Raw genomic sequence first — 21965 nt, 5'->3', positions numbered from 1 at the left:
ATGAGCATGGCTACCGCGTACGCACCAATGGCTTTAGCAGATTGGTAATGATGAATATCACTGCAGCCACACTGACAATGGTTGGCCCGGCTGGCGTATCCAGAAACCATGATGCGCTCAGACCACTGAGGATGGAGAGCACACCCACAATAATGGCAACCAGCAGCATGCGTTCCGGGGTATTGCTCAGAGGCCTGGCTGCGGCTGCTGGAATGATGAGCAAAGCGGTGATGAGCAAAGCACCCACGACTTTGATAGCTACCACCACCACAATGGCCAATGACAGTGTCAATATCAGCTGTTCACGCCGCGGATCGATACCGCTGGCATGCGCAAGCTCCGGACTGAGAGTCGCTAGTAGCAAAGCTGACCAGCGCCACGCAATCAACATCGATACAACAGTAGCACCAACCCACATGATAAGTAGATCCATCGATGTTACCGCAAGTATGTCACCAAATAGATAAGCATTGAGATCTACTCGCACACCCGGCACAAATGAGACGGCAACCAGTCCAAAGGCAAGGGCTGAATGAGCCAGTACCCCCAACAGGGTATCCATGGCGTAGCCGCGCCAGCTAAGCGTCGACACCAGATAGGCCATCAGTAGCGATACCACCAGAGTGCCAGCAAAAATTGACTGGCCAAACGCCAGAGAAGCTGCAACTCCGAGGATCGCAGCATGGGCCGTGGCATCACCAAAATAGGCCATACGTCGCCACACAACGAAACAGCCAATCGGTGCTCCCGATAACGCCACCGCGATTCCAGCCAGTGCCGCCCGTACAACAAAACTATCCATTAACGTCAGGTCCCACGTCCTCGTGACCACAATGGTCGTGAGTATGATCATGCTCATGGCGATACAGGGCGAGAGTTCCCTTGGTATCGGTTCCAAACAATGCACGGTATTCGGGTTGCGAAGAAACCACGTCAGGGGCCCCTTCGCAGCAGACATGTCCATTCAGACAAATGACTCGATCTGATGCACTCATGACGACGTGCAGCTCGTGACTGACCATCAGCACGGCACAGTCGAGCTCATTACGCACCGCTTCTACCTGCTGATAGAACTCAGCCGAACCTTGCTGATCAAGCCCCTGTGTTGCTTCATCCAGCACCAACACCTGTGGTTTGCTGAGCAGAGCCCGGGCCAGCAGTACGCGCTGGAACTGTCCGCCGGACAGGTCGATCATTTGTCGCTCCAGTAGATGTCCGACTTGCACCTTCTCAAGAACGCCTGTCAACGCTTTATCATCAATACGCCTGGGCAGATCAAAGAAACGGCGCACGCTCATTGGCAAGGTTCTTTCGATATGCAAACGCTGCGGCACATAGCCAATACGCAAGCCTGGCATACGGTTTATTTCCCCTGACGTCACGGGCAGAGCACCAATCAATGCACGCAGCATGGTCGACTTGCCCGAGCCATTCGGTCCGACAATGGTCACGATCTCACTTTTGTGCAGCGCAAAGCTGACATTATCCAGTACGCTCACCGTGCCGTAGCTAACGCTGACATGGCTGGCTTCGATCAGTTTCTCAGTCCTCATTCACGATCTGCCTGCTTCTGACAACTGGGACACTGACCTTCGGCTTCCAATGTGGTGTGCGCAATTTCAAAGCCGCTCTCTTTGGCGCTTTTCAACAGACTGCTCGTCGAGCTGATTGAGGTCTCTGCCACAGACTTGCAATCTGTGCAGATGAGAAACGCCGGATCATGGGATTCCCCCGGGTGAGAACAGGCGATATAGGCGTTTAGCCTTTCCACTCGGTGAATGAAACCGTTCTCCAACAAGAATCCCAGGGCCCGATAGGCAATGGGTGGCTTTGAGCCCAGCCCTTCTGCCTTGAGACGCTCCAGCACGTCATAGGCACCCACCGCGCTATGACTTTCAAGCAGAATGCCCAGCGTCCGGCGCCTTACCTCGGTAAAGCGCAGCTTGTGCAGGCGGCAATAGGTATCAGCCTGCTTAAGCCCGCGTGCGACGCAGCGCTTGTGATCGTGCCTTGTGAACCCGACGACAGATTCGGCAATGTTCTTTTGCATGCTTGCGACGAGTAGGCCCCATCAAGGTTAGTATTGATATAATATAACATTATTCTTATGGACATAATCATGCTGCGGGCTTTATCCATCCTCCTTCTCCCCCTCTTGTCCTGGACCTCATCACCCACACTGGCAGCCCCTGCCGTCGTGACCGATGTGCCCAGCACACACTCATTAGTGACAATGGTCATGGGCACCAGCCCCCAGTTACTGCTGCGCGCCGGTGCCACCCCCCACGACTATTCAATGAGACCCTCCGAGGCGGCATCACTGGGCAAAGCAGATGTGGTCTTCTGGGTCAGTAGCGGGCTTAGCCCCTGGCTGCCCAAAGCCATAAAATCACTCGCCCCTGATATCCGCTCGGTAGAGCTTCTGGAAACGACAGGCACTGTGCGACTGGCACTTCGTGAGTCCGCAACCTTCGATGATGACGAGCACCACCACCACGACACAGACGGCCTTCCGGACCCGCATGCCTGGCTGAACCCAGCCAATGCCCAACTCTGGCTGCAAATCATTGCCGACACGCTATCGGAGCTAGACCCGGAACAATCCGCCTTCTACCAGTCCAATGCCCTGGAAGGTATCAAGAAGCTGGAAGCTCTGGACGTAAAGATTGTCGATCAGCTAAGCAGCGTCAAAGACAAACCGTTCATCGTCTTTCACGACAGCTATCATTATCTTGAGGACTATTATGATCTGCCTGCCACCGCTACCATCAGCCTGGGAGACGGTACCCGTCCTGGCATTCGGCAGATCAATGCGCTACGTGCTGTATTGAAGGAACATCCCGATACCTGCATTTTCTCAGAACCGCAATTCAGTGAGCGGCTGGTAGACACCGTCATCGAGGGTTCTCATGCAAAGCGCGGTGTGCTCGATCCACTGGGCGCCACCCTCACCCCGGGTCCCGATCTCTATGCCGAGCTACTGCAGAACATCGCACAGACGCTGCATGACTGCCTGTCGGCACCAACAAATCCGGATTGACTCGAACCGACATATTGAACATTTCAAATATTTTGAACCTTATAAAAATAATATTGCCTGATAGGTCTTTGCAACAGACTGCGTACAGTTAGCGTATGAATTTCCCGTATTTCAATTGGCGAAAAATTCGGACAGTGGCAACTGGCAGCGCCAGAGTTATGGCTTCGATTGCGCTTTTGAATATCGCCTGGGGATCCGCTAATAGCCTGGCCCAGACGACACCTGCCAATTCAGACACCGCGACCACCTCACCGGGAATTGCGCAGGATTCCTGGCTGGAATTTCGTGAGACTCGCTATAACAACGAACCTATCCTGCTGCATCTGAGACGAGGCTACGAGCGTGCCGTCCTGATGCCCGAGCCCATCCGCCTATTGGATGATTCGCAGACACTACCGGGCTGCGCGGTGGAAATCGATACCGATGTGGTGGGGTTTTTCCCGGTACAGACCTTTGCCCGCAAGTCGATCAAATTTGTCGGCCTGCAATCGGGCACCGTCTACGAACTCAGAGTAAGAGCCAGTCCGGAAGGTATCAGACAACCACTGCAGATCACCCGCTGAACATACTTACTGAAGGTCCGGGCAAAGCCTGAAACGGCTGGCTCATGGATATCTTCGCCTGCTTGATGTAGTGTCGAGTCTCAAAGACAGAAGGTACCGTTAAACATGAGCGTACGCTATGCCCTGTATTTTTCGCCGGTAACCAATTCCTGCCTGGCCGCCTTTGGCGCTGCATCCCTGGGTCGCTCTGCGACCTTGGCGCGTGCCACGAATGTCGGCAGCCCGCATCCCAACAAAGCGCGCTGGTTAGCGCTCACCCAACCCCCTGCCCACTATGGCTTCCATGCGACACTGAAGGCGCCATTCGAGCTACGCTCGGGTACAAACATTGAAGCACTGACCCAGGAGCTCAAGCAATTTGCTCGCGAGTTGTCGCCCATACCATTGGAAGGACTGGCTCCAAGACAGCTGTCGGGTTTTGCTGCTCTCACACTACCCAGTCAGCCTGCCGCACTACGCACTCTGGCCCAGAAGGTTGTGGAAACCTTCGAGCCATATCGCCAACCTTTGTCCGATACCGATATTCAGCGACGCAAGAAACAGCAGCTGACGCCGCGCCAGACAGAGCTACTGGAACAGTACGGCTACCCCTATGTCGATGAGGAATTTCGTTTCCACATGACACTGACGGGACCTATAACTGAACAGGACAACGATTACGTGGAATGGCTGAAAACGCTATACCGACAATTTGTCACCGACACACCCATGCTCGACCAGATCACCATCTATAGCCAACCAGATCGGAATAGTCCGTTTGTAAAAATACAGGCCTGCCCACTTGCTACTGCCGGGCAGCCCGCCTGAGGTCAAGCTTTCACGGTCTCAGGAAACTCGCACACCCTGGCGCCAGACTCCACGAACCACCGGTGCCGGATCCTGCTCCGGACGATAGGCAGCCAGCACCAGGTCGGCTCTCAGTCCCTCAGCAATCTCGCCACGGTCACTCAGACCGATAAACCGGGCGGGATTGCCCGTCACGGTAGCGATAGCCTGTGGAATGCTAAGCAAGCGTGCCTCTGCCGCCAGCATGAACGCAGCTTGCAGCAAACTAGCCGGCACATAGTCGGACGAGAGTATATCCAGACACTGGTTTTCAACCAGTGTACGAGCCGCCACGTTGCCCGAATGTGAGCGACCACGAACCACATTAGGCGCGCCCATCAATACTCCAAGCCCAGCTGCATGCGATGCTTTTGCAGCATCCAGAGTCGTTGGAAATTCGGCCATTTTCACACCAAAGCGAACCGACTCATTCACATGCGCCAATGTAGCATCATCATGACTGGCCATCGGAATACCCCGTTCGACACACTGCACTGACAATGCACGCCGGTTGCTGTCGGAATATTTCGCTGAGGCCTCCACGCGTACCGCAACATAACGATCAAACGCCTCATCCGACATCTTGTGTTTGGTCTTGTGATAAAGCTTGTAAGCTTCCATCGAGGTGAACTGACGCTGTCCGGGAGAATGATCCATCAGCGATACCAGGCCAACATCAGCGTCGGCTTCAAACTCTGCGAAATCATCCAGTACGTCACCTGCCGACACTTCGCAGCGCAAATGCAAGCGATGTTCGACTCGCAAGCGATCCTCCAGACGCGCCTCACTCAGTGCTGTGGCCAGTTGACGCATTTCGCCAGATTCGAATCGATCATCCTCTTCACGACCCATACGCAAACAATCGTAAACCGTTGTGATACCGGCTGCTGCAATCTGTGCATCGTGTGCCTGAATCGCCGCTTTCATACCCCAGCGTATCCCCGGGCGGGGTGAATAATGAGTTTCCAGGTGATCAGTATGCAGCTCTATCAAACCTGGAATCAGGTAATCGCCCCCGCAGTCAATGGCGTGAGCCGACTGCTTCCAGAGGCTGGAGAAATGAGCATTTGTTTCACTGATATCGCGAATTCGCCCATCAATCACCTGCACGCTGCCGTGGATGACCGAATTGGCCAACACAATATGCGCGTTGCCGAATACCTGCTCTGCGGGAGTGTTCACTCGCTGACCTTGTCGTTGACTCATGGATAGTCCGTTATTTGGACGCCAGTATATTGGATCAACTCAAGCAACGCCAACGAGCAGCGATTAACGGTATTAATCCACACATCACCAAACCAACATGAAAGCTTCATCTGAGATTCATATTCACTTCCGATAATCCGTCCATGAGAATACTGAATCTGCTCCATCAGGCCGACTGCGGTGTTTTGCAGTGGACATTCATACAACGTGACCGACGACTGGTAACACCAGCCGCCAGAATATTGTCACGCACAGGTGACGGATATATGCCGGCCTTGACCATAATCGTGTGCTTCAGTCTCTCCAACCCGGTATATCGGCAGATTGCCTGGCAACTGACATTGCTGTTTCTCATCGAGCGCATCATCTATTTTGTCGCCAAGAATACGTTGCGGCGTCAACGGCCAGCAGAAACACTCAACTCATTCACCGCTCTGGTCGTCGCCTCTGACAAATTCAGCTTTCCCAGCGGACATACCTCGGCAGCCACGCTATACGCCGCCATTATCTACCAGCACTTCCCCATTATCGGTGCTCTTCTGCTGATCTGGGCCGCCGGTGTCGGATCATCTCGAGTCGTGCTGGGCGTGCACTACCCTTCCGACATCCTGGCAGGTGCTTCGTTAGGCCTTGCCATAGCCAGTGTTCAACTTTCCGTACTGACCTGAGTAGCTCCCTCACCGACGTTATCGCAGGAGAAGCATATGCGCTCACCATCCATTCTTTATGGTGTCCAAGGCACCGGCAACGGCCACATCAGCCGCGCCCGTCTGATGGCAGCCGAGTTCACCAGAATTGGCATCGATGTGGAGTACCTGTTCAGCGGGCGAGCCGCGAACAATTACTTCGACATGGAGGAATTCACTCGTTTGAATTTCGGAACTGGCCTGAGTTTTGTCACCAGTCAGGGCCGTATACGAAAATTGAAGACTCTGAAACAAAGTCAGCCCTTGCGTTACGCCCGTGAGGTCTTGAACTTACGTACTGATCGTCACGATCTGATCATCAGTGACTTTGAACCCACAGCGAGCTGGGCTGCCCGATTACGCAAGACACCCACACTGGCCCTCGGTCACCAATATGCCCTGGATGCCACAGCACCGCAGCCGCAGGGTGAGCTGTTTGCCAAATGGGTGATCCGTCACTTTGCACCGGCTGACACGCGCATCGGTTTTCATTGGCATCGCTATGGGCGGCTGACACTGCCACCCATGATCGATACCGAACTGACACCTATTGACAACAGTCAGGCCTTTACTCTGGTATACCTGCCATTCGAGGATCAGAACGAGATTGCGGCTTTGCTGCAGCAGATAAAAGGCGAGCATTTTGTCATGTATTCGCCGAACACAACGCATCAAATCCAGCGTCGCAATATCTCAATCTACCCTTTGTCAAAACCTGGATTCAAACACCACTTGCAACGCTGCAACCGCGTGATCTGCAATACCGGATTCGAACTGATTTCCGAAGCGCTACATCTTGGAATTCCCATACTCACGCGTCCATTGATCGGGCAATTCGAGCAGCAAGCCAACGCTCTGGCACTCAAAGAACTCAATCTTGCAACCATTACACGCAATCTTGGCGTGCTGAGCCTGGACAAGTTCATCCATACAACCCAGCCACAAAAACGAATACTCTATCCCAATGTTGCAAGAGAACTGGCAGCCTTCTGCCAACGCCAGATAACAGAGGGCATGTCCGCACAACAATCCGATACAACACTGGAAGAGCTGGCACGCAGCTTATGGGCACAAGTGGAGCATCAGGCCGGCGATACGTTGCACTCTGACAACACTGAACTGCCACCGCGACTGGCAGCGGCCTGAAGGAAAAAGGCCAACGCAGATAGTCATGAAGCACTTTACGGCGTTGTAAAGCCCAAGCAAGGGCACGGCAATGCCGGGAGACGATAGTAGCTACCCATGGAGACACGCAATGTCTTCAAGCAAAACAATCGTTTTCACTTACATTCAAAGAGCTTTTCATCATGACTTTACGAAACACTATCGCTGCCACTACAATCGTTCTCGCCACTGTATTCTCGGGTGTTGCCTCTGCCAATATCAGCACCGGCAATATCCACAATGACGTGCAATCTGCAATTGGTGCTGGCAATGTTTCCGTTTCAGTCAAGGACGGTGTTGCCATTCTATTCGGTTCGGTCGATAGCCGTATTGATTCCAACGCCGCCGCCCGTGCAGCTGCAAGCTTTGCCGGTATCGACAAAGTAATCAACCGAATTAATGTTTCCAAGTAATGCCAGGCCTCAAGCAGGTGGTCAGCAAAGATGCTGATCACCTGTTGTGCTGATCGTTCCCTGCGGTGTACATTCAGCGTATCTTTCTGCAATGCATGACAGCACTTCATGGGCGATGTCATTCCCTTTGGTCGTAAACCGGTGGCAAAAAAAAGCACACTGTGTCAGAACAATCACCACAAATGGGACGTCGTCAAGGATGCGCAGTTTGACGTACGTCAGGGCAAACTGGTAACCATCGAGCGTTGTGCCCGTTGTGGCAAGACGCGCAATCGCCTGACTTGAACCACCTAAGCTGAGCACTCCAGCCTACCCCCAGCGCCAGGGTGGCTTGTCAAGCTCGGCAAGACCTGAAACAACGGTGCGTCCCAGCGATTTTTCCAGAATATGATTGCTGCAACCTTCTACGATCTCCAGACGCCTCACCAGCTCTCTTGAATGACTGATGATCCACACCTGTGAGCGCTCTGTCGCCTTGCCAATCAGGCGTGCCAGTGGTGCTACCAGCTCTGGATGCAAGCTGGTTTCCGGCTCGTTGAGTACCATCAGTGGCGGCGGCCTGGGTGTCAATAGTGCGGCTACCAGCAAGACATAACGCAATGTCCCATCAGACCATTCGCTACAGTTCAGAGCCCTTAGCAAACCGGGCTGTGTGAGAGTGGCCTGCAACTGCCCGGCTCCCAGCCTTTCGATACCCAGCCTGCTACCCGGAAAGGCATCATCAATTGCCTCATGCAAGGCATTGGGCTCACCCACTTCGATAATGGTCTGCAAGGCCGCAGCCAGATCACGGCCATCGTGATGCAGCACCGGTGTCCTTGTTGCCGGAATCGACTGCCGGGCAGGTGCCGCAGCATCGGTGCGAAAATCTGCATAAAAACGCCAATGTCTCAGCATTTCTCGCAGACGGAATACCTCTGGCACACTGGCCGGATCACCGGCATGACTGAACAGGCTATCGCTCTCGGCCAGGTCGCTGGCAACCACCTGCCATTGTCTGCCTGAACGACGACGCACCAAGGGCCCCTTGCGATCCACCAGTACCGAAGCCTGGCGCCATGCCTGCCCGTGCCAGATGCTTTCACGCTTGATCACAGGGTCAAGATTGAAAGCGGAACTGGCCATCGGCGTCGGCATACCCAGCTCGATGAGATAACCGAATTGTTCTCCGCCAAAGCCCAGTTTGATTCGCGAAGCGTTCTGTCTGGGACTGCCCTGAACCGGCACCTCACCGCGTTCCATGGCACGACTGATTTTTTCCGGCCCTGCCCACATTACATTAGGCAAACCACCTTCGCGCGCAAGTGCTGCGACGACATCACCATTCGCGGCATTGACCAGCAATCGCAAGGCACCATAGAGATTTGATTTGCCCGCGCCATTGGCACCCGTGATCACCGTCAGACGCGACAACGGTACTTCCAGAGAATGCAGTGAGCGATAGTTCTGTACAGCCAGCGTCATTAACATGATGATCGGCCCTTTGCGCAGATCGCAGGCAAATTCCCGCTCACAGCATGGATGCCAACAGGCCTGCCAGTGCTGCAACACCCAGCACCCTGAGCACACTCCAGTCAAGTTTCAGCAATAGCCAGCCGCACAACACAGCCAGCACCGGCACGCGCCAATCGAGTGTCGACCATTCCGGCACCCAGAAAGTAAACGGGTCTCGATTGACTTCGTTGACTTGACCGAACATGACATGCAGTGCAAACCAGATTGACAGGTTCAGTATGACACCGACCACCGCAGCGGTGATACCACTCATGGCGCCGCGCAGTCGTGGCTGAGCCCCCAACCAGTCAATATAGGGTGCGCCCACAAAGATCCATAAAAAACAGGGTACAAATGTGACCCACAGAACCACCACAGCACCAGCGACTCCCAAAGCCAGGCCACCGTCACGAAATGCTGCCATGAAGCCAACAAATTCGGTAACCAGAATCAAAGGCCCGGGAGTGGTTTCGGCCAGACCCAGCCCATCCACCATTTCAATCGTGCTCAGCCACCCATGCTGCACCACGACATCCTGCGCCATATAGGCAAGTACCGCATAAGCACCACCAAATGTGACAATAGCCAGTTTGGAGAAAAACAGGGCAAGCTCTGTCAGCATCTCGGATCCACCCAGCAACCACAAGGCAATGACGGGTAACCACCAGACTGTCAGCCACAGAGCCGCATCCAGCAAACTGCGTCGCAAAGCCCCTTGATGCAATTTGATCACCGCCGCCTCGCCATTATTTCTGGCCTGTATGGCGCCCACAGCGGCAGCAACCAGAATAATCACGGGAAACGGCAGTTGCAGAAAAAAGATGCTTACAAAGGCGGCGGCTGCGATCAGGTAATGAAAAAGTCCGTCAAGAGCTCGCTTTGCTACGCGCTCCAGTGCATGCAACACAATGACCAGCACCGCAGCCTTGATGCCCAGAAAGATGGAATTGATCACGGGCGTATCACCTATGTAGACATAGACAATTGCCAGCAATAGTACGACCAGAGCACCTGGCAGCACAAATAGAAGACCCGCAAGCAACCCGCCTCGTACCCCTTGCAGTCGCCAGCCTGCATAGGTAGACAGTTGCATCGCTTCAGGACCGGGTAACAACATGCAGAAGCTCAAAGCATTAAGAAACTGCTTTTCGTCCAGCCAGCCTTTTTCTTCAACAATCACGCGATGCATAAGCGCAATTTGTGCGGCAGGCCCTCCGAATGAAAGTAATCCAATTTTCAGAAATGTACGAAACAGTTCCATTCTTGCTGCGACCACCCGTCGATAAATGTTTCGCTAGTATTCCTGAGAAATCAGGCACTGTCATGACAAGCGTGTGAAGTCTCAGGGATCGTGAAATATTACTATGGCACGTCGTATCAGTGATGCTTCATGCCTTTCATTTTCGAACCTTCTTCGCCCATTTCCATATCGTCTCCATGCATCTCTTGCATGGAATCACTATTCGGGTGTTCGATAGAGAATTCAACTTCCACGTCTCCGGCTTTCTCGAAGGTCAGTGTCGCTGAGTGACGACCCGCCTCAACCAGTGGCTCTGCCAGATCCGTGAACATGATATGGGTGCCCAACGGCTCGAGCTTGACGGTTGTACCGGCAGGAATAAGCAGACCACCTTCAACCTGACGCATGCGACTGACGTCGTCGACGACTTCTGTCTGGTGTACCTGCATCTCATGGGCAAAATACACTTTGCCGCTTATCAATCGATCGTCCTCATCGCCGTGATTGATAATTTCCACATACCCTGCAGCCATACCAGCGCCAGGAGGCGTTGGTGGTGCATAGGGATGTACGACTTCGATGTCACCGACCTTGTATTCGTGGGCTATCGACTGAGTTGACAGCAACGACAGTGCTACCACCGCGGCAGCGGCACAAGAGCGAGGGAAAAGGCTATTCAGTTTGACTTTCATGGCTTTGTATTCTCCGTAAGATTTGCAGGGGTGAGTGTTGCTGGCGAGTGAGCGCGGGCAGGATGGTTTTGTGGCCACGGGCTCGAGAACTGTGGATTATTGAGAAAATCGGGGAATACGCTGGAATCAGCGCAGGACTTGTCTGGCAGTGAATGCAAGAACAAGTGCACGATCTCAATCAAGTGCAGTCACGCAATGATCGTGACTCAAGCGGCTACAAGGCTGGCGGGCCTCTGCTCAGAATGTCTGGACGTACCAGTGTCGGGGACCAGAGACGGTCCACCGAGTGGCTCATGGCAATTGCCGTCAATTGCGGATAGCGGACATGCTGCCAGGTGCGCACGAACTCTGCCGTGCGTGCATCCGGTAGAGCGCAATGTGGACTGACCCAGGCATTTGCCTCGGAGTCATCGGCGATGATCTCGCCATCGGCTGCAATGGTTACTCGCTTGAGCCCACCGTCACTACAGATCAGCACACTGGTGCTACCTGTGCCGAAAACCGAAACCAGAGCCAGCGACACCTTGGGTGCCACCAAGGCACAGACCAGCAACAACAGAGACGCGGCATGAGCCACGGTTCTGATATGTCGCAAGAATCTGGTGCTCGATTTCATTTCCCGACTATACCGAATCAGAAAGATTGTTGCTTTGGCAGATATTGCTTACCCGGGCTCTTACCCAGTGTGTCGCTTCAGACTGATGACTACACCGCGCCTGGGCATCATCTCGTCATAATACTCATCTGACCAACAGGCTTCATACAGAATACTGGATTCGGAAACACCGGCAGACAACAGCTCCTGCCTGACACTCTCACCCCGCCCTATTGCCAGCATTCTGGGACCGCCTTCGACACTGGTAGAACCATTCGAACAACCAATGAGGGAGAACACATCACTATTTGCATCAAACTGATCAAGTAGCTGATTGAGACGCAGTTTGTTGTCATCCTCCAGGCGAATAGAGTCGTTGGAGAACAGCAGAATGGCCTCATCGACTATGTCGTGCGATGACAGTAAATTCTCAAAGTTTGATCTCCCTAGCTCTCGAAAATTACGCGTCGGTTGCCGATAAAGGTCAACAGGTATTACCACCGCGGCAGCCTGTTGGCGCACCTGACTTGGTGCTTCCTGGACCGGGATATCAGGTGTCGTGCTCGCCTGCGCAACAGCGCTGTCAAACAATTCATCATTGATGACCAGGGCTCTGCCATCGACGCCTTTAACGTTCATCAACGATACCGGTTTCAATGGCTCACCGGCAAGCTGCTGGTAACTGCGACGGACACCATACTGGCCAACATTCACCGTGTAGGTGTCAATATCCCTACCGGCCTCATCAAGACCCGACTCGCGCGTGTAGCTGACGGGTTGATCACTCTTTGTGCCACCTACCGTGCGTATGCCATAACCTACCTCTTCGAACTGGTCCATCAAAGCGACGGAAAAAACCTCTCCACTGGAAAATTCCACAGGCGCACTGAGTGTCGTACTACTGACTGGAAGCTGTTCGATTTGTACAAGTACACTCACCAGATCGCGAGCTATCAACTGCTGCGCCGCCGAGCCCACTCCGGTTGATTCAACGGAAGTTGTCGCACAGGCTGTCAATGCCATACAGCAAAGCCCGATAGAGAATTTTTTCAGCATGTCCATGACGGTAGAAATCCTTTTGTGAGACGCATCGCCAATAACGACGCGGTCTGAAAGTGCATCAACGATGCCTTGTCGCCTATATTCAGGTGCTTACCTTAACGTGAAAAGGTAAGCCGTCAAACTCGTAAATTGCATGACTCATCACATTACAGACGATGGGCTAAACAGAGCTTATCGATAAAGCTATTGGTTAATTAAATCTTCGTAACGATCGGGCGCAGGCCCGTCGAACGAGCCCGTATCGGACTGCGGCTGACCATCAGATTCAGATTGTTGCTCAAGTACATCAGCAAGATAGTCATCACCGTTCCACTGCTCTTGGCTACCGTCGCCCTCTCGATACCTGTCGTAGGGGTCAGCGTCGCGCGGATCCTGATAGCCGGAAGCACCTGCATCTGGTGCAAGCTCACTCGCACCCTGAACTTGCTCAATGACAGAACTGCCTACCGGTATATTCGTAATATTGTAGATGACACGGCGCTCGATAGCTGCCTCTTTCCAGCGTGCCTCCTCTTTAGTGAAGGCTAATTGCTGATTGAGTAATTCAACCTCGAGACCAGAAGTCTCCTGTTCAAGCGATTGGATACGAGCCTCCAGCTTATCCACCGTCTGCAACAAATCAGTTACCTCAGCTTTTCTTGCAAGCTCCACCTTCTGATCCACGAGTTCAGGTTCAGGCTCAAGTACAGGCTTCAGCGCTTGCCTTACTGGGGCCATGGCTACGTTCAACACTGGAACTTGTTTTCGTTCAATCAGTTGAGTATCAGGGTTCGTCGACGGGGTATGTACGATCGTATCCTTGCCCGCCGGCTGTCCCAATGAATATCCCAGCATGGCGGAGCCCAGCAAGCCACCCACGATGACGATTCCGCTTAACTGGCGCCCGTCTCGACTGACCTTACCAGCAGCTTTTGCCGGCACTTGACGATTTTTGGCGAACAATTGATTCCAGAAACGCTTGATACGCAGGCGCAGGATCGCCAGACGAGCAGCACTCAGTCGATAGACATAATTCAACTTTTCCGATTGCACCATGCTCAAACACCACCCAGACAGCCCTGTCGAACTGCTTTAACAGGTTACATGCCTGTCAATATCAATGCACGCCCCACACAAAAAGTCGGGGCCATCTTGTCGGTAAACGTCAGTGCCGTGTTATCCGCCCTGAATTCGTGGCAGCAGAAAGACTTCAGCTCCCGCTGGCAATGGTGTATCCCAGCTATCACGATACAAGGTACCGTCAATGGATACGGCAATGCCCTGAGCGATAAACGGTGCCATTCCTGGATAATCCGCTTCAAGCCTTGCAAACAACTCACGAATGTTACGCGCCTTGATGCGAACCGTATCCGATCCCTGTGCAAACGGGCGTAGAGCTGACCAGAGTTTTACTTCATGTTCCGTCACTTGACGAGGTTTCCGATAGACGGGTTATCGTAACGGTTCCCCGTTCGGATCCCGAGTGGGACCCGAACGGGAACATTCAGACCTCTACAGCTCCAGAGGCAGCTGTTGCGTCTCATCTGCCTTCTTGCTCTCAGCCTCATCCAGCGCTTTGAGAATCCTGGGGGCTGACATGGGCACATGGGTCATACGCACACCGAAAGCATTGGACACGGCGTTACCAATAGCGGCCAATGGCGGAACAATGGATGTCTCGCCAACGCCTCGAATACCGTAAGGATGATTCGGATTGGGTATTTCCAGAATCTGCGTACCGATCATGGGCAGATCGGAACAGACAGGAATCCGGTAATCGAGAAAACCTGAGTTCTGCAAACGGCCATCCTCGCCATAGACGTACTCTTCATTCAACGCCCAACCGATACCTTGAGCAGCTCCGCCTTGGTACTGGCCTTCAACGTAGGTGGGGTGAACAGCCTTGCCGGCATCCTGGATGACCGTGTACTTGACCACCTGTGTGCGGCCTGTCTCCGGATCCACTTCCACATCGCAAATATGCGTGGCGAAGGAGACACCTGCACCATCGGCAACCAGCTCGTTGTGTCCGGCAATAGGACCACCTGTATTGGGTGCGGCTTCTGCAATCTCGGCCAGTGATAACGGTGAAAGATTACCGTATTTCTTGCCCACAGCCTTTGCACAACCTTCTTCCCATGTCACTTTTTCCACAGGAATATCCCACATCTTCGCGGCTCGTTCCTTGAGAATCTTGATGGCATTACGTGCCGACATAATGGTGGCCATGGAACTGGAGAACGTGCCACGACTACCGTCGGTCATGTCGTTATAACCCAGCGAACTGGTGTCACCCACGACTGTACGAACCTGGTCATAGGATATGCCCAGCTCTTCGGCGGCCACCAATGCCAGTGATGCACGAGCACCGCCGACGTCGATGGTGCCAACCGTCAGACAGACAGAGCCATCGGGTGCAATATTCAGATCGGTGCAGGTCTGGCCGCCAAAGTTGAACCAGAAGCCGCATGCCATGCCGCGCCCCTGATTTTTGCCCAGTGGTGCCGACATATGGGGATGTTCGCGTGCAGCCTGCAGCGTCGGACCAATACCGATTGGCCCGTAGACAGGACCATAGGATGAACGAGTCCCTTTCTTGGCGGCATTGAGGATTCGCATCTCCAGCGGATCCATACCGATACTGGCAGCCAGTTCATCCATCATGCTTTCCACTGCAAACGCTGCCATGGGTGCGGATGGCGCTCTGTAGGCAGTTGTTTTTGGTCGATTGACCAACACTTCCAGACCCACCGTGCGTACGTTTTTCATGTCGTAGCAGGCAAAGGATGTCATGGCACCCAGCTCAGCCCACATTCCAACATAGGGTCCTGAGGCGTAGCGCAAAGTGGCGTCCCCTGCAGTGATACGTCCTTTTTTGGTCACACCGATACGGATATCGATGGACGTGGCGCTGGTAGGACCTGATGCCCGAAACACCTCATCACGACTCATGACAAGCTTGACGGGACGGTTGGCCTTGCGGGACAGAGCCAGTGCAACAGGTTCGGTCCAGACGTGCGTCTTGCCACCGAATCCACCACCGATTTCAGTCGGGGTAACACGCAGCTTTGAGACATCCATGCCCAGCAGTTCGGCGCAATGCTGACGAAAAACGAAATGCCCCTGGGTACAAACCCAAAGCTCACCACTGCCATCCGGACTGATACTGGCCACACAGGCATGTGGTTCGATATAGCCCTGGTGAGTTTGCTCAGTTCGAAAATTGCGTTCGATAATCACAGCAGCTTTTGCAAACCCTGCTTCAACATCCCCATGCCCGAATTCAGAGCGGCGTGCGATATTGGAGGCCTTTCTGGGCTTGGGCTCTACCCCTTCGGTAAAACACTTCTTGTTCAGAATCGGAGCGCCTTTCGCAACGGCCTCATCAACGTCCGTGACGTGTGGCAGCAACTCATAATCCACTTCGATCAGCTTCAGAGCCTTACGGGCTGTTGTTGCATCAACGGCGGCAACAGCAGCCACGGCATGTCCATCGTAATAGACATGTGTGCGGGCCATGCAGTTGTCGAGGATATTGAACAGCTCGCTATTACCGTTTGTCAGATCCGGCAAGTCAGCAGAGGTGATGACAGCCTTGACGCCTGCCAGAGCTTCCGCCTTACTGGTGTCGATGCTGCGTATGGCCGCATGTGGATGGGGACTACGCAGGATACGTCCCACCAGTTGCCCGGGCAGATTGATATCAGCACCAAAACGCGCCCGACCGGTGACTTTATCGATGCCATCGGGACGAAGCGGACTTGTACCGATTGATTTGAATTTCTGACCGGTAAATTTTGTATCAGAGCTCATGTATCAGCTTCCTCGCATGTCTGCAGCGGTGGCCTGTACGGCACGTACGATCTTGTCGTAGCCAGTACAGCGGCACAAATTGCCGGCCAGGGCATAACGAATTTCTTCTTCAGTCGGGTCAGGGTTGTTCTTCAATAGTGCCTTCGCAGCCATCAGAAAACCCGGTGTACAGATCCCGCACTGCAGAGCGGCATGCTCGATGAACTTTGTCTGCAATGGATGCAGATCGGCACCATCACTCAAACCCTCAACCGTTTCAACCTTTCGCCCTTCAGCCTCGACTCCCAGCACCAGGCAGGAGCACACCAGAGTGCCATCCAGAATCACGCTACAGGCACCACAATCGCCAGTGCCACAACCTTCCTTGGCACCGCTGAGACCCACACGATTGCGCAGAACATCCAGCAGGGTTTCGTCGATTTCACAGGCAAAGCCCACGGCATCGCCATTGATCTGTGTGTTAACTAATTGAGTCATGCTTTTCCTCCAGCGCGGGCCCAGGCTGACTGAGCAGCCCGTTTTGCCAATACACCGGCCACTCGTGTTCGGTATTCCACGGTGCCGCGTTTATCATTGATGGGATTACAGGCAGCAGAACAGGCCTCAGCCACGGCTGCCAGTGTTGCTTCGTCGAGCGTGTTGCCTATCAGTGCTGCCTCCGCAGCAGGTACACGAATGGCGGTTATAGCCACAGCACCCAGCACCACTCGTGCTTCTGTAATCACGCTTTTCTTGTCTATAGTCAGGTTGACAGCAGCGCTGACCACCGCAATATCCATTTCGGTTCGTGGTGTGAAACGCAAGTAGGCATCAGCCGAACGAGGCGCGCGCGCCGGCAATTCGATGGAGACCACCATCTCGCCCTTCTTCAGTGAGTTCTTGCCAGGTCCTGTGGGGATTTTGTCCACATCCAGCAGGCGTTCACCTTTGGGCCCGATGACCAGAGCCTGCGCACCTGCTGCAATCAGGGCAGGAATACTGTCAGCGGCGGGAGAGGCATTACACAGATTACCAACGATCGTGCAACGACCCTGAATCTGGTCAGAACCAATCAGATTGGCCGCCTCGACAACACCGGGCCAGGCTTTTTTCAATGCCTTGTGCCGGCCCATCGAGCCGCAAGTGGCGGCGGCGCCGATAGAGGTTCCTGCGGCAGTTTTGCGAATCGATTGCATCGACTTGATACGCTTGATATCGACGATGACATCAGGCTCGATGTATTCGCCTTTCATGCGGACGATCAGATCCGTTCCGCCGGCCAGAATATGCACCCGACCTTTGGCACTGGCGAGCAATGCTATGGCTTCTGGGGTGGTTTGTGGGGCTTCGTATCGCACCATGAGTACCTGCTGTGGGGTGGACTGTAGAGTATACCTTCCCACCAGCTTAGTCAGCCCGCAAGAGGTGCGATTCAGCAACAGGCTTTCATTGAAACAGTGCTTTTCACAAAATCAAAAGCCTTGTCACTAAAGATGCTTCATGCCCACTTCTTCGAGAATCGAAGTTAATAATTTACGGGCATTTTCGCGGTGCTGCCAATGCATCTTGCGTGCACCTTTCTCATCGCCACGTGCAATTGCCTCATATAGCGCACGGTGCTCCTCATTGGACTTCACGGGCAAAGGCCGAATGTGCAAAGTGAACGCTCGTGCCCGTCGAACCTGATCATTGAAGTTGGAGATGATCGCCGCCATGCGAGAGTTCCCCGCCAGTCGAACCAGTTCATCATGGAATCGTGCATCGGCTTCTGCCCAGGCCTCTCGGTCCACACGTTTCAAAGACGCTTCCATGTCCGCCACAGTACCGAGCAAGGGACGTAATTCCTTCTTTGTATACTTACCCCGGGCTGCCAGACCGGCCGCCAGACTTTCCAGCTCGGTAAGCACCACATAGATTTCATCCATGTCGTTGGCCGACAGGGACAAGATGCGCACACCCTTTCGTGGGCGTACTTCCAGTAACCCTTGTGCTTCCAGCACCCTGGCAGCCTCTCGAACTGGTGTTCGCGACATGGAAAGCCGCTCTGCCAACTCGATTTCCAGATGATCCGTGCCTGCCGGCAATTCACCCGAAAAAATCAGCCCCCGCAGATCTGCAACAGCTCGGTGCGTCTGTGACGTGTATCTTTCGCTATCGGACGAATGTTTCAACGTTGTATTTCCGGTGCTCTGCTGCAGAGCGGTAGATGATTTCTTCCAGATTCATGACAGCGATGTAGTCCCTGGCCTGATTTTCGATCAACGACCCTGTCTGCAGCCCTGCAACCACATGATTCTGCAATGCCAGCACACAATCGCCACCAAAACTCTGCGATCCCGAACCTGGTAACAATATCGTTAGTTCACGCGAACCGAACTTCCGATACTTTATCGTACCATCCCCCGTTAATGATAGAGACCCTCTATCGCCTTCGAGTAGCGCTTCACCCATTGTCATTCGCAAATTTTCAGCCGCGTGATCCAAATGACGATTTCCGTCAAATATGGCGCGACAGCCATTGGCATATTCAAAGATGAAATAGCCTGCATCTTCACCTTTTATTGACGGATTAATGCGTCGTAGATCAGCATAGACGCCATCAGGCATGCCTAACAGATAGAGAAATACATCCGCAAAGTGAACTCCTGTCTCATGGATGAGCAGTCGCGGCATTTCACGAAAATACGGCTGCCGCTCCAGGTAGGCGTCTGCACCTTGACCATCACCCGGACGCAATCTGAATTCAAATTGTTGAACAGTACCCACCAAGCCTTCCTTGATGGCTTGTGCCATACAACGATACCAGGGCTGAAAGCGAAAATTTTCATGCACGATCAACAAGGCACCGGCGGACTCCGCCAATGCAACTGCAGTCTGCGCCTCTTCCAGCGACTGACAGAAAGGTTTTTGGCAGATGATGGTTTTTACACCTTCCTGCAATGCCGTTCGGATAACCTCGAGATGCGTGGGCGGCGTGGTAATGATATCCAGAATGTCGGGGATCACCGCCTCGAGCATCATGGCCAGACTGGAGAAGGCTGGCAGACCTGTCGAGGCCGCTCGATCAATTGAGATGTCTGCGGCGCCAACCAACTCCACATTATTCATCCGCCGCCAGGCTTCATAATGAAAGCGACTGAAATAGCCTGCGCCCAGACAGGCTACGCGTATGAGCGCCGTCGTCATATAGCACCTTCAAAGGCTTGCAGAACAGCAGCAGCGGCATCAGCTGTCGTGCTGCTCCCCCCCAGATCTCGTGTTGTTGAGCGGCCGCTTGCTATCACCCGGTCCACGGCGTCGCGTAGCAAACCTCCATCGCGCACCAACTCCGGCTGTTCGTGCCTGATACCCAGCCAGTCCAGCATCATGGTGGCTGACAGAATCATGGCAAACGGGTTCGCTATTCCTAGCCCGGCAATATCCGGAACGGAGCCGTGACAGGGCTGAAAAACCGCATGATTTTCACCAATATCAGCAGACGGTGCCACTCCCAGACCACCCATCAGCCCGGCACCCAAATCGGAAAGAATGTCACCAAACATGTTTTCCGTCACCATGACGTCAAAAAACCAGGGCTTTTGAACCATCCACAGCGCTGTTGCATCCACATAAGCATGATCGGCAATCAGTTCCGGGTAATGCCTTGCTTCGCCATTGAATATGTCGCGAAAAAAGGCGAAGGCTCTGAAGACATTAGCCTTGTCGACACAGGTAACACGCCCTTCCCCCTGCCCTGCAGACTGACGTTGCCTGGCAAGATTGAAGGCAAATTTAAATAATTTTTCACTCGTCTTGCGAGTGATCACCAGTGTTTCTCTAGCTTCATCCTGATTCACCTCGCCGTTTCCACGACTGTAGAAAAGACCTTCGGTGCTTTCGCGAATCAGCACAAAATCAACCGTTTTGCCTTCCTCAAGTTTGAGAGGAGTTTTCAGGCCGGGAGTAATTCGCACCGGACGGACGCCCGCAAACAGATCTAGCTCACTCCTGAGATCCAACTGCGGAGAAATCTCGGTACCGTCCGGCTTGCGAATATTGAGTAAACCCATGGCTGACAGTAATATCGCATCAGCATTTCTCGCAGCTTCCAAGGAGGTTGCTGGCAGCGACTCGCCGGTCTTTGCATATAGATTGGCGCCTGCCGGCAGCGTATTGAAAACCAGCTCATAGGCTGATTTCTCGCTGACTCTACGCAAGATATCAAGGGTCGGAGCTGTGATTTCAGGACCTATTCCATCGCCCTCAAAAACAACCACGTCAAAAGAACGGGACATTCGGGTATCTCCTTGAATCGGTCTTCAACAAAGTCAAAGTTGCGTGAACAATTGCTCGGACAGTTGATGAGGCACATCTTAACGTATACGTTAACTCATGCAGAAATAAAAATGCAATAGCGTTTACCAACCACCCTGGAGTACACCATGAAGCTCAACCTTGGAATTCTTGCAGCAGCCGCTGCGACCTTACTCACATATGCAACGCACCTCAACTCGCTAAATCTGACAGCCATGCCGTTCATGCTCGATACCTATGAGCAAGGCTGGGAATTCTACGACCATTCAGAGTGGCTACAAGGAGAGTTCGCCAAGTTGCCGGACGTCGGTTTCAGAGTATTGGCGACATGGGAGGCAGGCTTTCGCAGCTTTACCACGAACGAGCCGCTGAGCTCTCCCGCTGACGCTGCCACCATGAAGATGCGCGTCTACCCCAATGACATGATTCGCTGGAGCATGGAGGCTATTGGCTTTCAGACGGTAGTCATGCCCATTACGGATGTCTATCTTGCCATTCAACAAGGCACGGTCAATGGACAGGAGAACCCGGTCGACACCATAAAATCGTTGCGTTTCAATGAAGTTGCCCCTTATCTGACTCTGACTCGCCATGTATACAGCCCTCTTCCACTGACCATTTCAGAAAAAAGCTGGCAGTCATTCTCGGACGAAGACAAGGCCGCTGTACTGAAGGCCGGCGAAGAAGCTGCCACGTTCAGCCGAGAGCTGGTCAAAAGCTCTGTTGATGCGCAACTGGAGGAAATGGTGACCGCCGGCGCCAAGGTATCTACGCCGGACATCACGCCATTCCGTGAGGCCGTCACGTCAGTTTACGACAAGGCCAGAGAAGTCTATGGAGATGAGGTCGTGGATAGTGTACTGGCGGATACCGCCAGAATTCGCGAGATGAAGCCTGCTCAATAGCCTTCATCCTCTATAA

General features: G+C 53.5%; 25 protein-coding genes. 8 read left to right on the top strand and 17 right to left on the bottom strand.

The annotated features are described in order from the left end of the window. Positions 1-10 precede the first annotated feature (10 nt). The 3 genes from IMCC3135_RS02115 to IMCC3135_RS02105 are packed head-to-tail and all read right to left on the bottom strand — an operon-like array spanning position 11 to position 2050. On the bottom strand, positions 11-802 hold the full coding sequence (locus tag IMCC3135_RS02115) for a metal ABC transporter permease (protein WP_236994728.1): 792 nt from the start codon (positions 800-802) through the stop codon (positions 11-13). After that, positions 795-1553: an ATP-binding cassette domain-containing protein gene (locus tag IMCC3135_RS02110; protein ID WP_088916079.1), complete on the bottom strand. Its 759-nt coding sequence runs from the start codon at positions 1551-1553 to the stop codon at positions 795-797. The genes IMCC3135_RS02115 and IMCC3135_RS02110 overlap by 8 nt, the downstream gene beginning before the upstream one ends. Further along, positions 1550-2050, bottom strand: coding sequence for a transcriptional repressor (locus tag IMCC3135_RS02105; protein WP_088916078.1), 501 nt, complete (start codon positions 2048-2050; stop codon positions 1550-1552). Before IMCC3135_RS02105 ends, IMCC3135_RS02110 begins: the two co-directional genes overlap by 4 nt. A 57-nt stretch (positions 2051-2107) precedes the next feature. Here IMCC3135_RS02105 and IMCC3135_RS02100 point away from each other — a divergent pair, with 57 nt between their 5' ends. The 3 genes from IMCC3135_RS02100 (at position 2108) to IMCC3135_RS02090 (ending at position 4410) form a co-directional block, all read left to right on the top strand. Beyond that, positions 2108-3040 carry a zinc ABC transporter substrate-binding protein gene (locus IMCC3135_RS02100; RefSeq protein WP_088916077.1) on the top strand — a complete coding sequence of 311 codons (933 nt, stop codon included), beginning with the start codon at positions 2108-2110 and terminating at the stop codon, positions 3038-3040. Between the two features lie 158 nt (positions 3041-3198). Beyond that, the gene (locus IMCC3135_RS02095; RefSeq protein ID WP_157735714.1) at positions 3199-3603 is read left to right on the top strand and encodes a hypothetical protein; all 405 of its coding nucleotides are present in this window, start codon (positions 3199-3201) and stop codon (positions 3601-3603) included. Between the two features lie 105 nt (positions 3604-3708). Beyond that, positions 3709-4410, top strand: coding sequence for a DUF1045 domain-containing protein (locus tag IMCC3135_RS02090; protein WP_088916075.1), 702 nt, complete (start codon positions 3709-3711; stop codon positions 4408-4410). Between the two features lie 18 nt (positions 4411-4428). On the opposite strand, the gene IMCC3135_RS02085 is transcribed toward IMCC3135_RS02090, so the two are convergent. Then, positions 4429-5634: an alpha-D-ribose 1-methylphosphonate 5-triphosphate diphosphatase gene (locus IMCC3135_RS02085; protein ID WP_088916074.1), complete on the bottom strand. Its 1206-nt coding sequence runs from the start codon at positions 5632-5634 to the stop codon at positions 4429-4431. 143 nt (positions 5635-5777) lie between these two features. On the opposite strand from IMCC3135_RS02085, the gene IMCC3135_RS02080 reads away from it, so the two are divergent. The 4 genes from IMCC3135_RS02080 (at position 5778) to IMCC3135_RS34465 (ending at position 8182) form a co-directional block, all read left to right on the top strand. Further along, complete coding sequence (locus tag IMCC3135_RS02080) at positions 5778-6302, top strand: phosphatase PAP2 family protein (RefSeq protein ID WP_088916073.1); 525 nt, start codon at positions 5778-5780, stop codon at positions 6300-6302. 36 nt (positions 6303-6338) lie between these two features. Beyond that, on the top strand, positions 6339-7466 hold the full coding sequence (locus IMCC3135_RS02075) for an MJ1255/VC2487 family glycosyltransferase (protein WP_088916072.1): 1128 nt from the start codon (positions 6339-6341) through the stop codon (positions 7464-7466). A 161-nt stretch (positions 7467-7627) separates the two neighbouring features. Next, positions 7628-7897 carry a BON domain-containing protein gene (locus IMCC3135_RS02070; RefSeq protein WP_088916071.1) on the top strand — a complete coding sequence of 90 codons (270 nt, stop codon included), beginning with the start codon at positions 7628-7630 and terminating at the stop codon, positions 7895-7897. A 108-nt stretch (positions 7898-8005) separates the two neighbouring features. Then, positions 8006-8182 carry a hypothetical protein gene (locus IMCC3135_RS34465; RefSeq protein ID WP_169727394.1) on the top strand — a complete coding sequence of 59 codons (177 nt, stop codon included), beginning with the start codon at positions 8006-8008 and terminating at the stop codon, positions 8180-8182. Between the two features lie 24 nt (positions 8183-8206). Here the strand turns inward: IMCC3135_RS34465 and IMCC3135_RS02065 are convergent, their stop codons facing one another. The 13 genes from IMCC3135_RS02065 to IMCC3135_RS02005 form a co-directional block, all read right to left on the bottom strand. Next, complete coding sequence (locus IMCC3135_RS02065) at positions 8207-9367, bottom strand: AAA family ATPase (RefSeq protein ID WP_088921635.1); 1161 nt, start codon at positions 9365-9367, stop codon at positions 8207-8209. A gap of 40 nt (positions 9368-9407) precedes the next feature. After that, positions 9408-10652, bottom strand: a complete 1245-nt coding sequence (gene chrA, locus IMCC3135_RS02060; protein ID WP_088916070.1) for a chromate efflux transporter — start codon at positions 10650-10652, stop codon at positions 9408-9410. Between the two features lie 116 nt (positions 10653-10768). Continuing rightward, positions 10769-11323 carry a copper chaperone PCu(A)C gene (locus IMCC3135_RS02055; RefSeq protein ID WP_088916069.1) on the bottom strand — a complete coding sequence of 185 codons (555 nt, stop codon included), beginning with the start codon at positions 11321-11323 and terminating at the stop codon, positions 10769-10771. A gap of 214 nt (positions 11324-11537) precedes the next feature. Next, positions 11538-11918, bottom strand: coding sequence for a hypothetical protein (locus IMCC3135_RS02050; protein WP_157735713.1), 381 nt, complete (start codon positions 11916-11918; stop codon positions 11538-11540). An 81-nt stretch (positions 11919-11999) separates the two neighbouring features. Further along, positions 12000-12980, bottom strand: coding sequence for a hypothetical protein (locus tag IMCC3135_RS02045; protein ID WP_088916067.1), 981 nt, complete (start codon positions 12978-12980; stop codon positions 12000-12002). 183 nt (positions 12981-13163) lie between these two features. Continuing rightward, positions 13164-14015: a hypothetical protein gene (locus IMCC3135_RS02040; RefSeq protein ID WP_088916066.1), complete on the bottom strand. Its 852-nt coding sequence runs from the start codon at positions 14013-14015 to the stop codon at positions 13164-13166. A gap of 120 nt (positions 14016-14135) precedes the next feature. Further along, the gene (locus IMCC3135_RS02035) at positions 14136-14387 is read right to left on the bottom strand and encodes a MoaD/ThiS family protein (protein WP_088916065.1); all 252 of its coding nucleotides are present in this window, start codon (positions 14385-14387) and stop codon (positions 14136-14138) included. Positions 14388-14471: 84 nt separating this feature from the next. After that, positions 14472-16772 carry a xanthine dehydrogenase family protein molybdopterin-binding subunit gene (locus IMCC3135_RS02030; RefSeq protein ID WP_088916064.1) on the bottom strand — a complete coding sequence of 767 codons (2301 nt, stop codon included), beginning with the start codon at positions 16770-16772 and terminating at the stop codon, positions 14472-14474. Between the two features lie 3 nt (positions 16773-16775). Beyond that, positions 16776-17249: a (2Fe-2S)-binding protein gene (locus IMCC3135_RS02025; RefSeq protein ID WP_088916063.1), complete on the bottom strand. Its 474-nt coding sequence runs from the start codon at positions 17247-17249 to the stop codon at positions 16776-16778. Then, entirely contained in the window at positions 17246-18112 is an 867-nt protein-coding gene (locus IMCC3135_RS02020; protein ID WP_205737867.1) for an FAD binding domain-containing protein, read from the bottom strand. The genes IMCC3135_RS02025 and IMCC3135_RS02020 overlap by 4 nt, the downstream gene beginning before the upstream one ends. Before the next feature lie 126 nt (positions 18113-18238). Continuing rightward, the gene (locus tag IMCC3135_RS02015) at positions 18239-18922 is read right to left on the bottom strand and encodes a GntR family transcriptional regulator (RefSeq protein ID WP_088916062.1); all 684 of its coding nucleotides are present in this window, start codon (positions 18920-18922) and stop codon (positions 18239-18241) included. Beyond that, entirely contained in the window at positions 18903-19937 is a 1035-nt protein-coding gene (locus IMCC3135_RS02010; RefSeq protein WP_088916061.1) for a Gfo/Idh/MocA family protein, read from the bottom strand. Before IMCC3135_RS02010 ends, IMCC3135_RS02015 begins: the two co-directional genes overlap by 20 nt. After that, positions 19934-21025: an isocitrate/isopropylmalate dehydrogenase family protein gene (locus IMCC3135_RS02005; RefSeq protein ID WP_088916060.1), complete on the bottom strand. Its 1092-nt coding sequence runs from the start codon at positions 21023-21025 to the stop codon at positions 19934-19936. Before IMCC3135_RS02005 ends, IMCC3135_RS02010 begins: the two co-directional genes overlap by 4 nt. A gap of 147 nt (positions 21026-21172) precedes the next feature. Between IMCC3135_RS02005 and IMCC3135_RS02000 the strand changes: the two genes are divergently transcribed. Beyond that, positions 21173-21949 (top strand): TRAP transporter substrate-binding protein, encoded by a 777-nt coding sequence (locus IMCC3135_RS02000; RefSeq protein ID WP_088916059.1) that lies wholly within the window; start codon positions 21173-21175, stop codon positions 21947-21949. The last annotated feature ends 16 nt before the right edge of the window (positions 21950-21965 follow it).

The sequence above is a fragment of the Granulosicoccus antarcticus IMCC3135 genome (genome assembly GCF_002215215.1).
Taxonomy (GTDB): Bacteria; Pseudomonadota; Gammaproteobacteria; order Granulosicoccales; family Granulosicoccaceae; genus Granulosicoccus; species Granulosicoccus antarcticus.
The sequence above is the reverse complement of the archived record's forward strand: the minus strand, read 5'-3'. Positions and strand labels throughout refer to the sequence as shown.

Bases quoted from the DNA above. Each gene is read 5' to 3' on its own strand.
- IMCC3135_RS02075 (WP_088916072.1), top strand. From the start codon at position 6,339: ATGCGCTCACCATCCATTCTTTATGGTGTCCAAGGCACCGGCAACGGC.
- chrA (WP_088916070.1), bottom strand. From the start codon at position 10,652: ATGGAACTGTTTCGTACATTTCTGAAAATTGGATTACTTTCATTCGGA.
- IMCC3135_RS02055 (WP_088916069.1), bottom strand. From the start codon at position 11,323: ATGAAAGTCAAACTGAATAGCCTTTTCCCTCGCTCTTGTGCCGCTGCC.
- IMCC3135_RS02100 (WP_088916077.1), top strand. From the start codon at position 2,108: ATGGACATAATCATGCTGCGGGCTTTATCCATCCTCCTTCTCCCCCTC.
- IMCC3135_RS02115 (WP_236994728.1), bottom strand. From the start codon at position 802: ATGGATAGTTTTGTTGTACGGGCGGCACTGGCTGGAATCGCGGTGGCG.
- IMCC3135_RS02065 (WP_088921635.1), bottom strand. From the start codon at position 9,367: ATGTTAATGACGCTGGCTGTACAGAACTATCGCTCACTGCATTCTCTG.
- IMCC3135_RS02090 (WP_088916075.1), top strand. From the start codon at position 3,709: ATGAGCGTACGCTATGCCCTGTATTTTTCGCCGGTAACCAATTCCTGC.
- IMCC3135_RS02085 (WP_088916074.1), bottom strand. From the start codon at position 5,634: ATGAGTCAACGACAAGGTCAGCGAGTGAACACTCCCGCAGAGCAGGTA.
- IMCC3135_RS02000 (WP_088916059.1), top strand. From the start codon at position 21,173: ATGAAGCTCAACCTTGGAATTCTTGCAGCAGCCGCTGCGACCTTACTC.
- IMCC3135_RS02105 (WP_088916078.1), bottom strand. From the start codon at position 2,050: ATGCAAAAGAACATTGCCGAATCTGTCGTCGGGTTCACAAGGCACGAT.
- IMCC3135_RS02005 (WP_088916060.1), bottom strand. From the start codon at position 21,025: ATGTCCCGTTCTTTTGACGTGGTTGTTTTTGAGGGCGATGGAATAGGT.
- IMCC3135_RS02030 (WP_088916064.1), bottom strand. From the start codon at position 16,772: ATGAGCTCTGATACAAAATTTACCGGTCAGAAATTCAAATCAATCGGT.
- IMCC3135_RS02040 (WP_088916066.1), bottom strand. From the start codon at position 14,015: ATGGTGCAATCGGAAAAGTTGAATTATGTCTATCGACTGAGTGCTGCT.
- IMCC3135_RS02025 (WP_088916063.1), bottom strand. From the start codon at position 17,249: ATGACTCAATTAGTTAACACACAGATCAATGGCGATGCCGTGGGCTTT.
- IMCC3135_RS02070 (WP_088916071.1), top strand. From the start codon at position 7,628: ATGACTTTACGAAACACTATCGCTGCCACTACAATCGTTCTCGCCACT.
- IMCC3135_RS02045 (WP_088916067.1), bottom strand. From the start codon at position 12,980: ATGGACATGCTGAAAAAATTCTCTATCGGGCTTTGCTGTATGGCATTG.
- IMCC3135_RS02020 (WP_205737867.1), bottom strand. From the start codon at position 18,112: ATGGTGCGATACGAAGCCCCACAAACCACCCCAGAAGCCATAGCATTG.
- IMCC3135_RS02080 (WP_088916073.1), top strand. From the start codon at position 5,778: ATGAGAATACTGAATCTGCTCCATCAGGCCGACTGCGGTGTTTTGCAG.
- IMCC3135_RS34465 (WP_169727394.1), top strand. From the start codon at position 8,006: ATGGGCGATGTCATTCCCTTTGGTCGTAAACCGGTGGCAAAAAAAAGC.
- IMCC3135_RS02110 (WP_088916079.1), bottom strand. From the start codon at position 1,553: ATGAGGACTGAGAAACTGATCGAAGCCAGCCATGTCAGCGTTAGCTAC.
- IMCC3135_RS02095 (WP_157735714.1), top strand. From the start codon at position 3,199: ATGGCTTCGATTGCGCTTTTGAATATCGCCTGGGGATCCGCTAATAGC.
- IMCC3135_RS02010 (WP_088916061.1), bottom strand. From the start codon at position 19,937: ATGACGACGGCGCTCATACGCGTAGCCTGTCTGGGCGCAGGCTATTTC.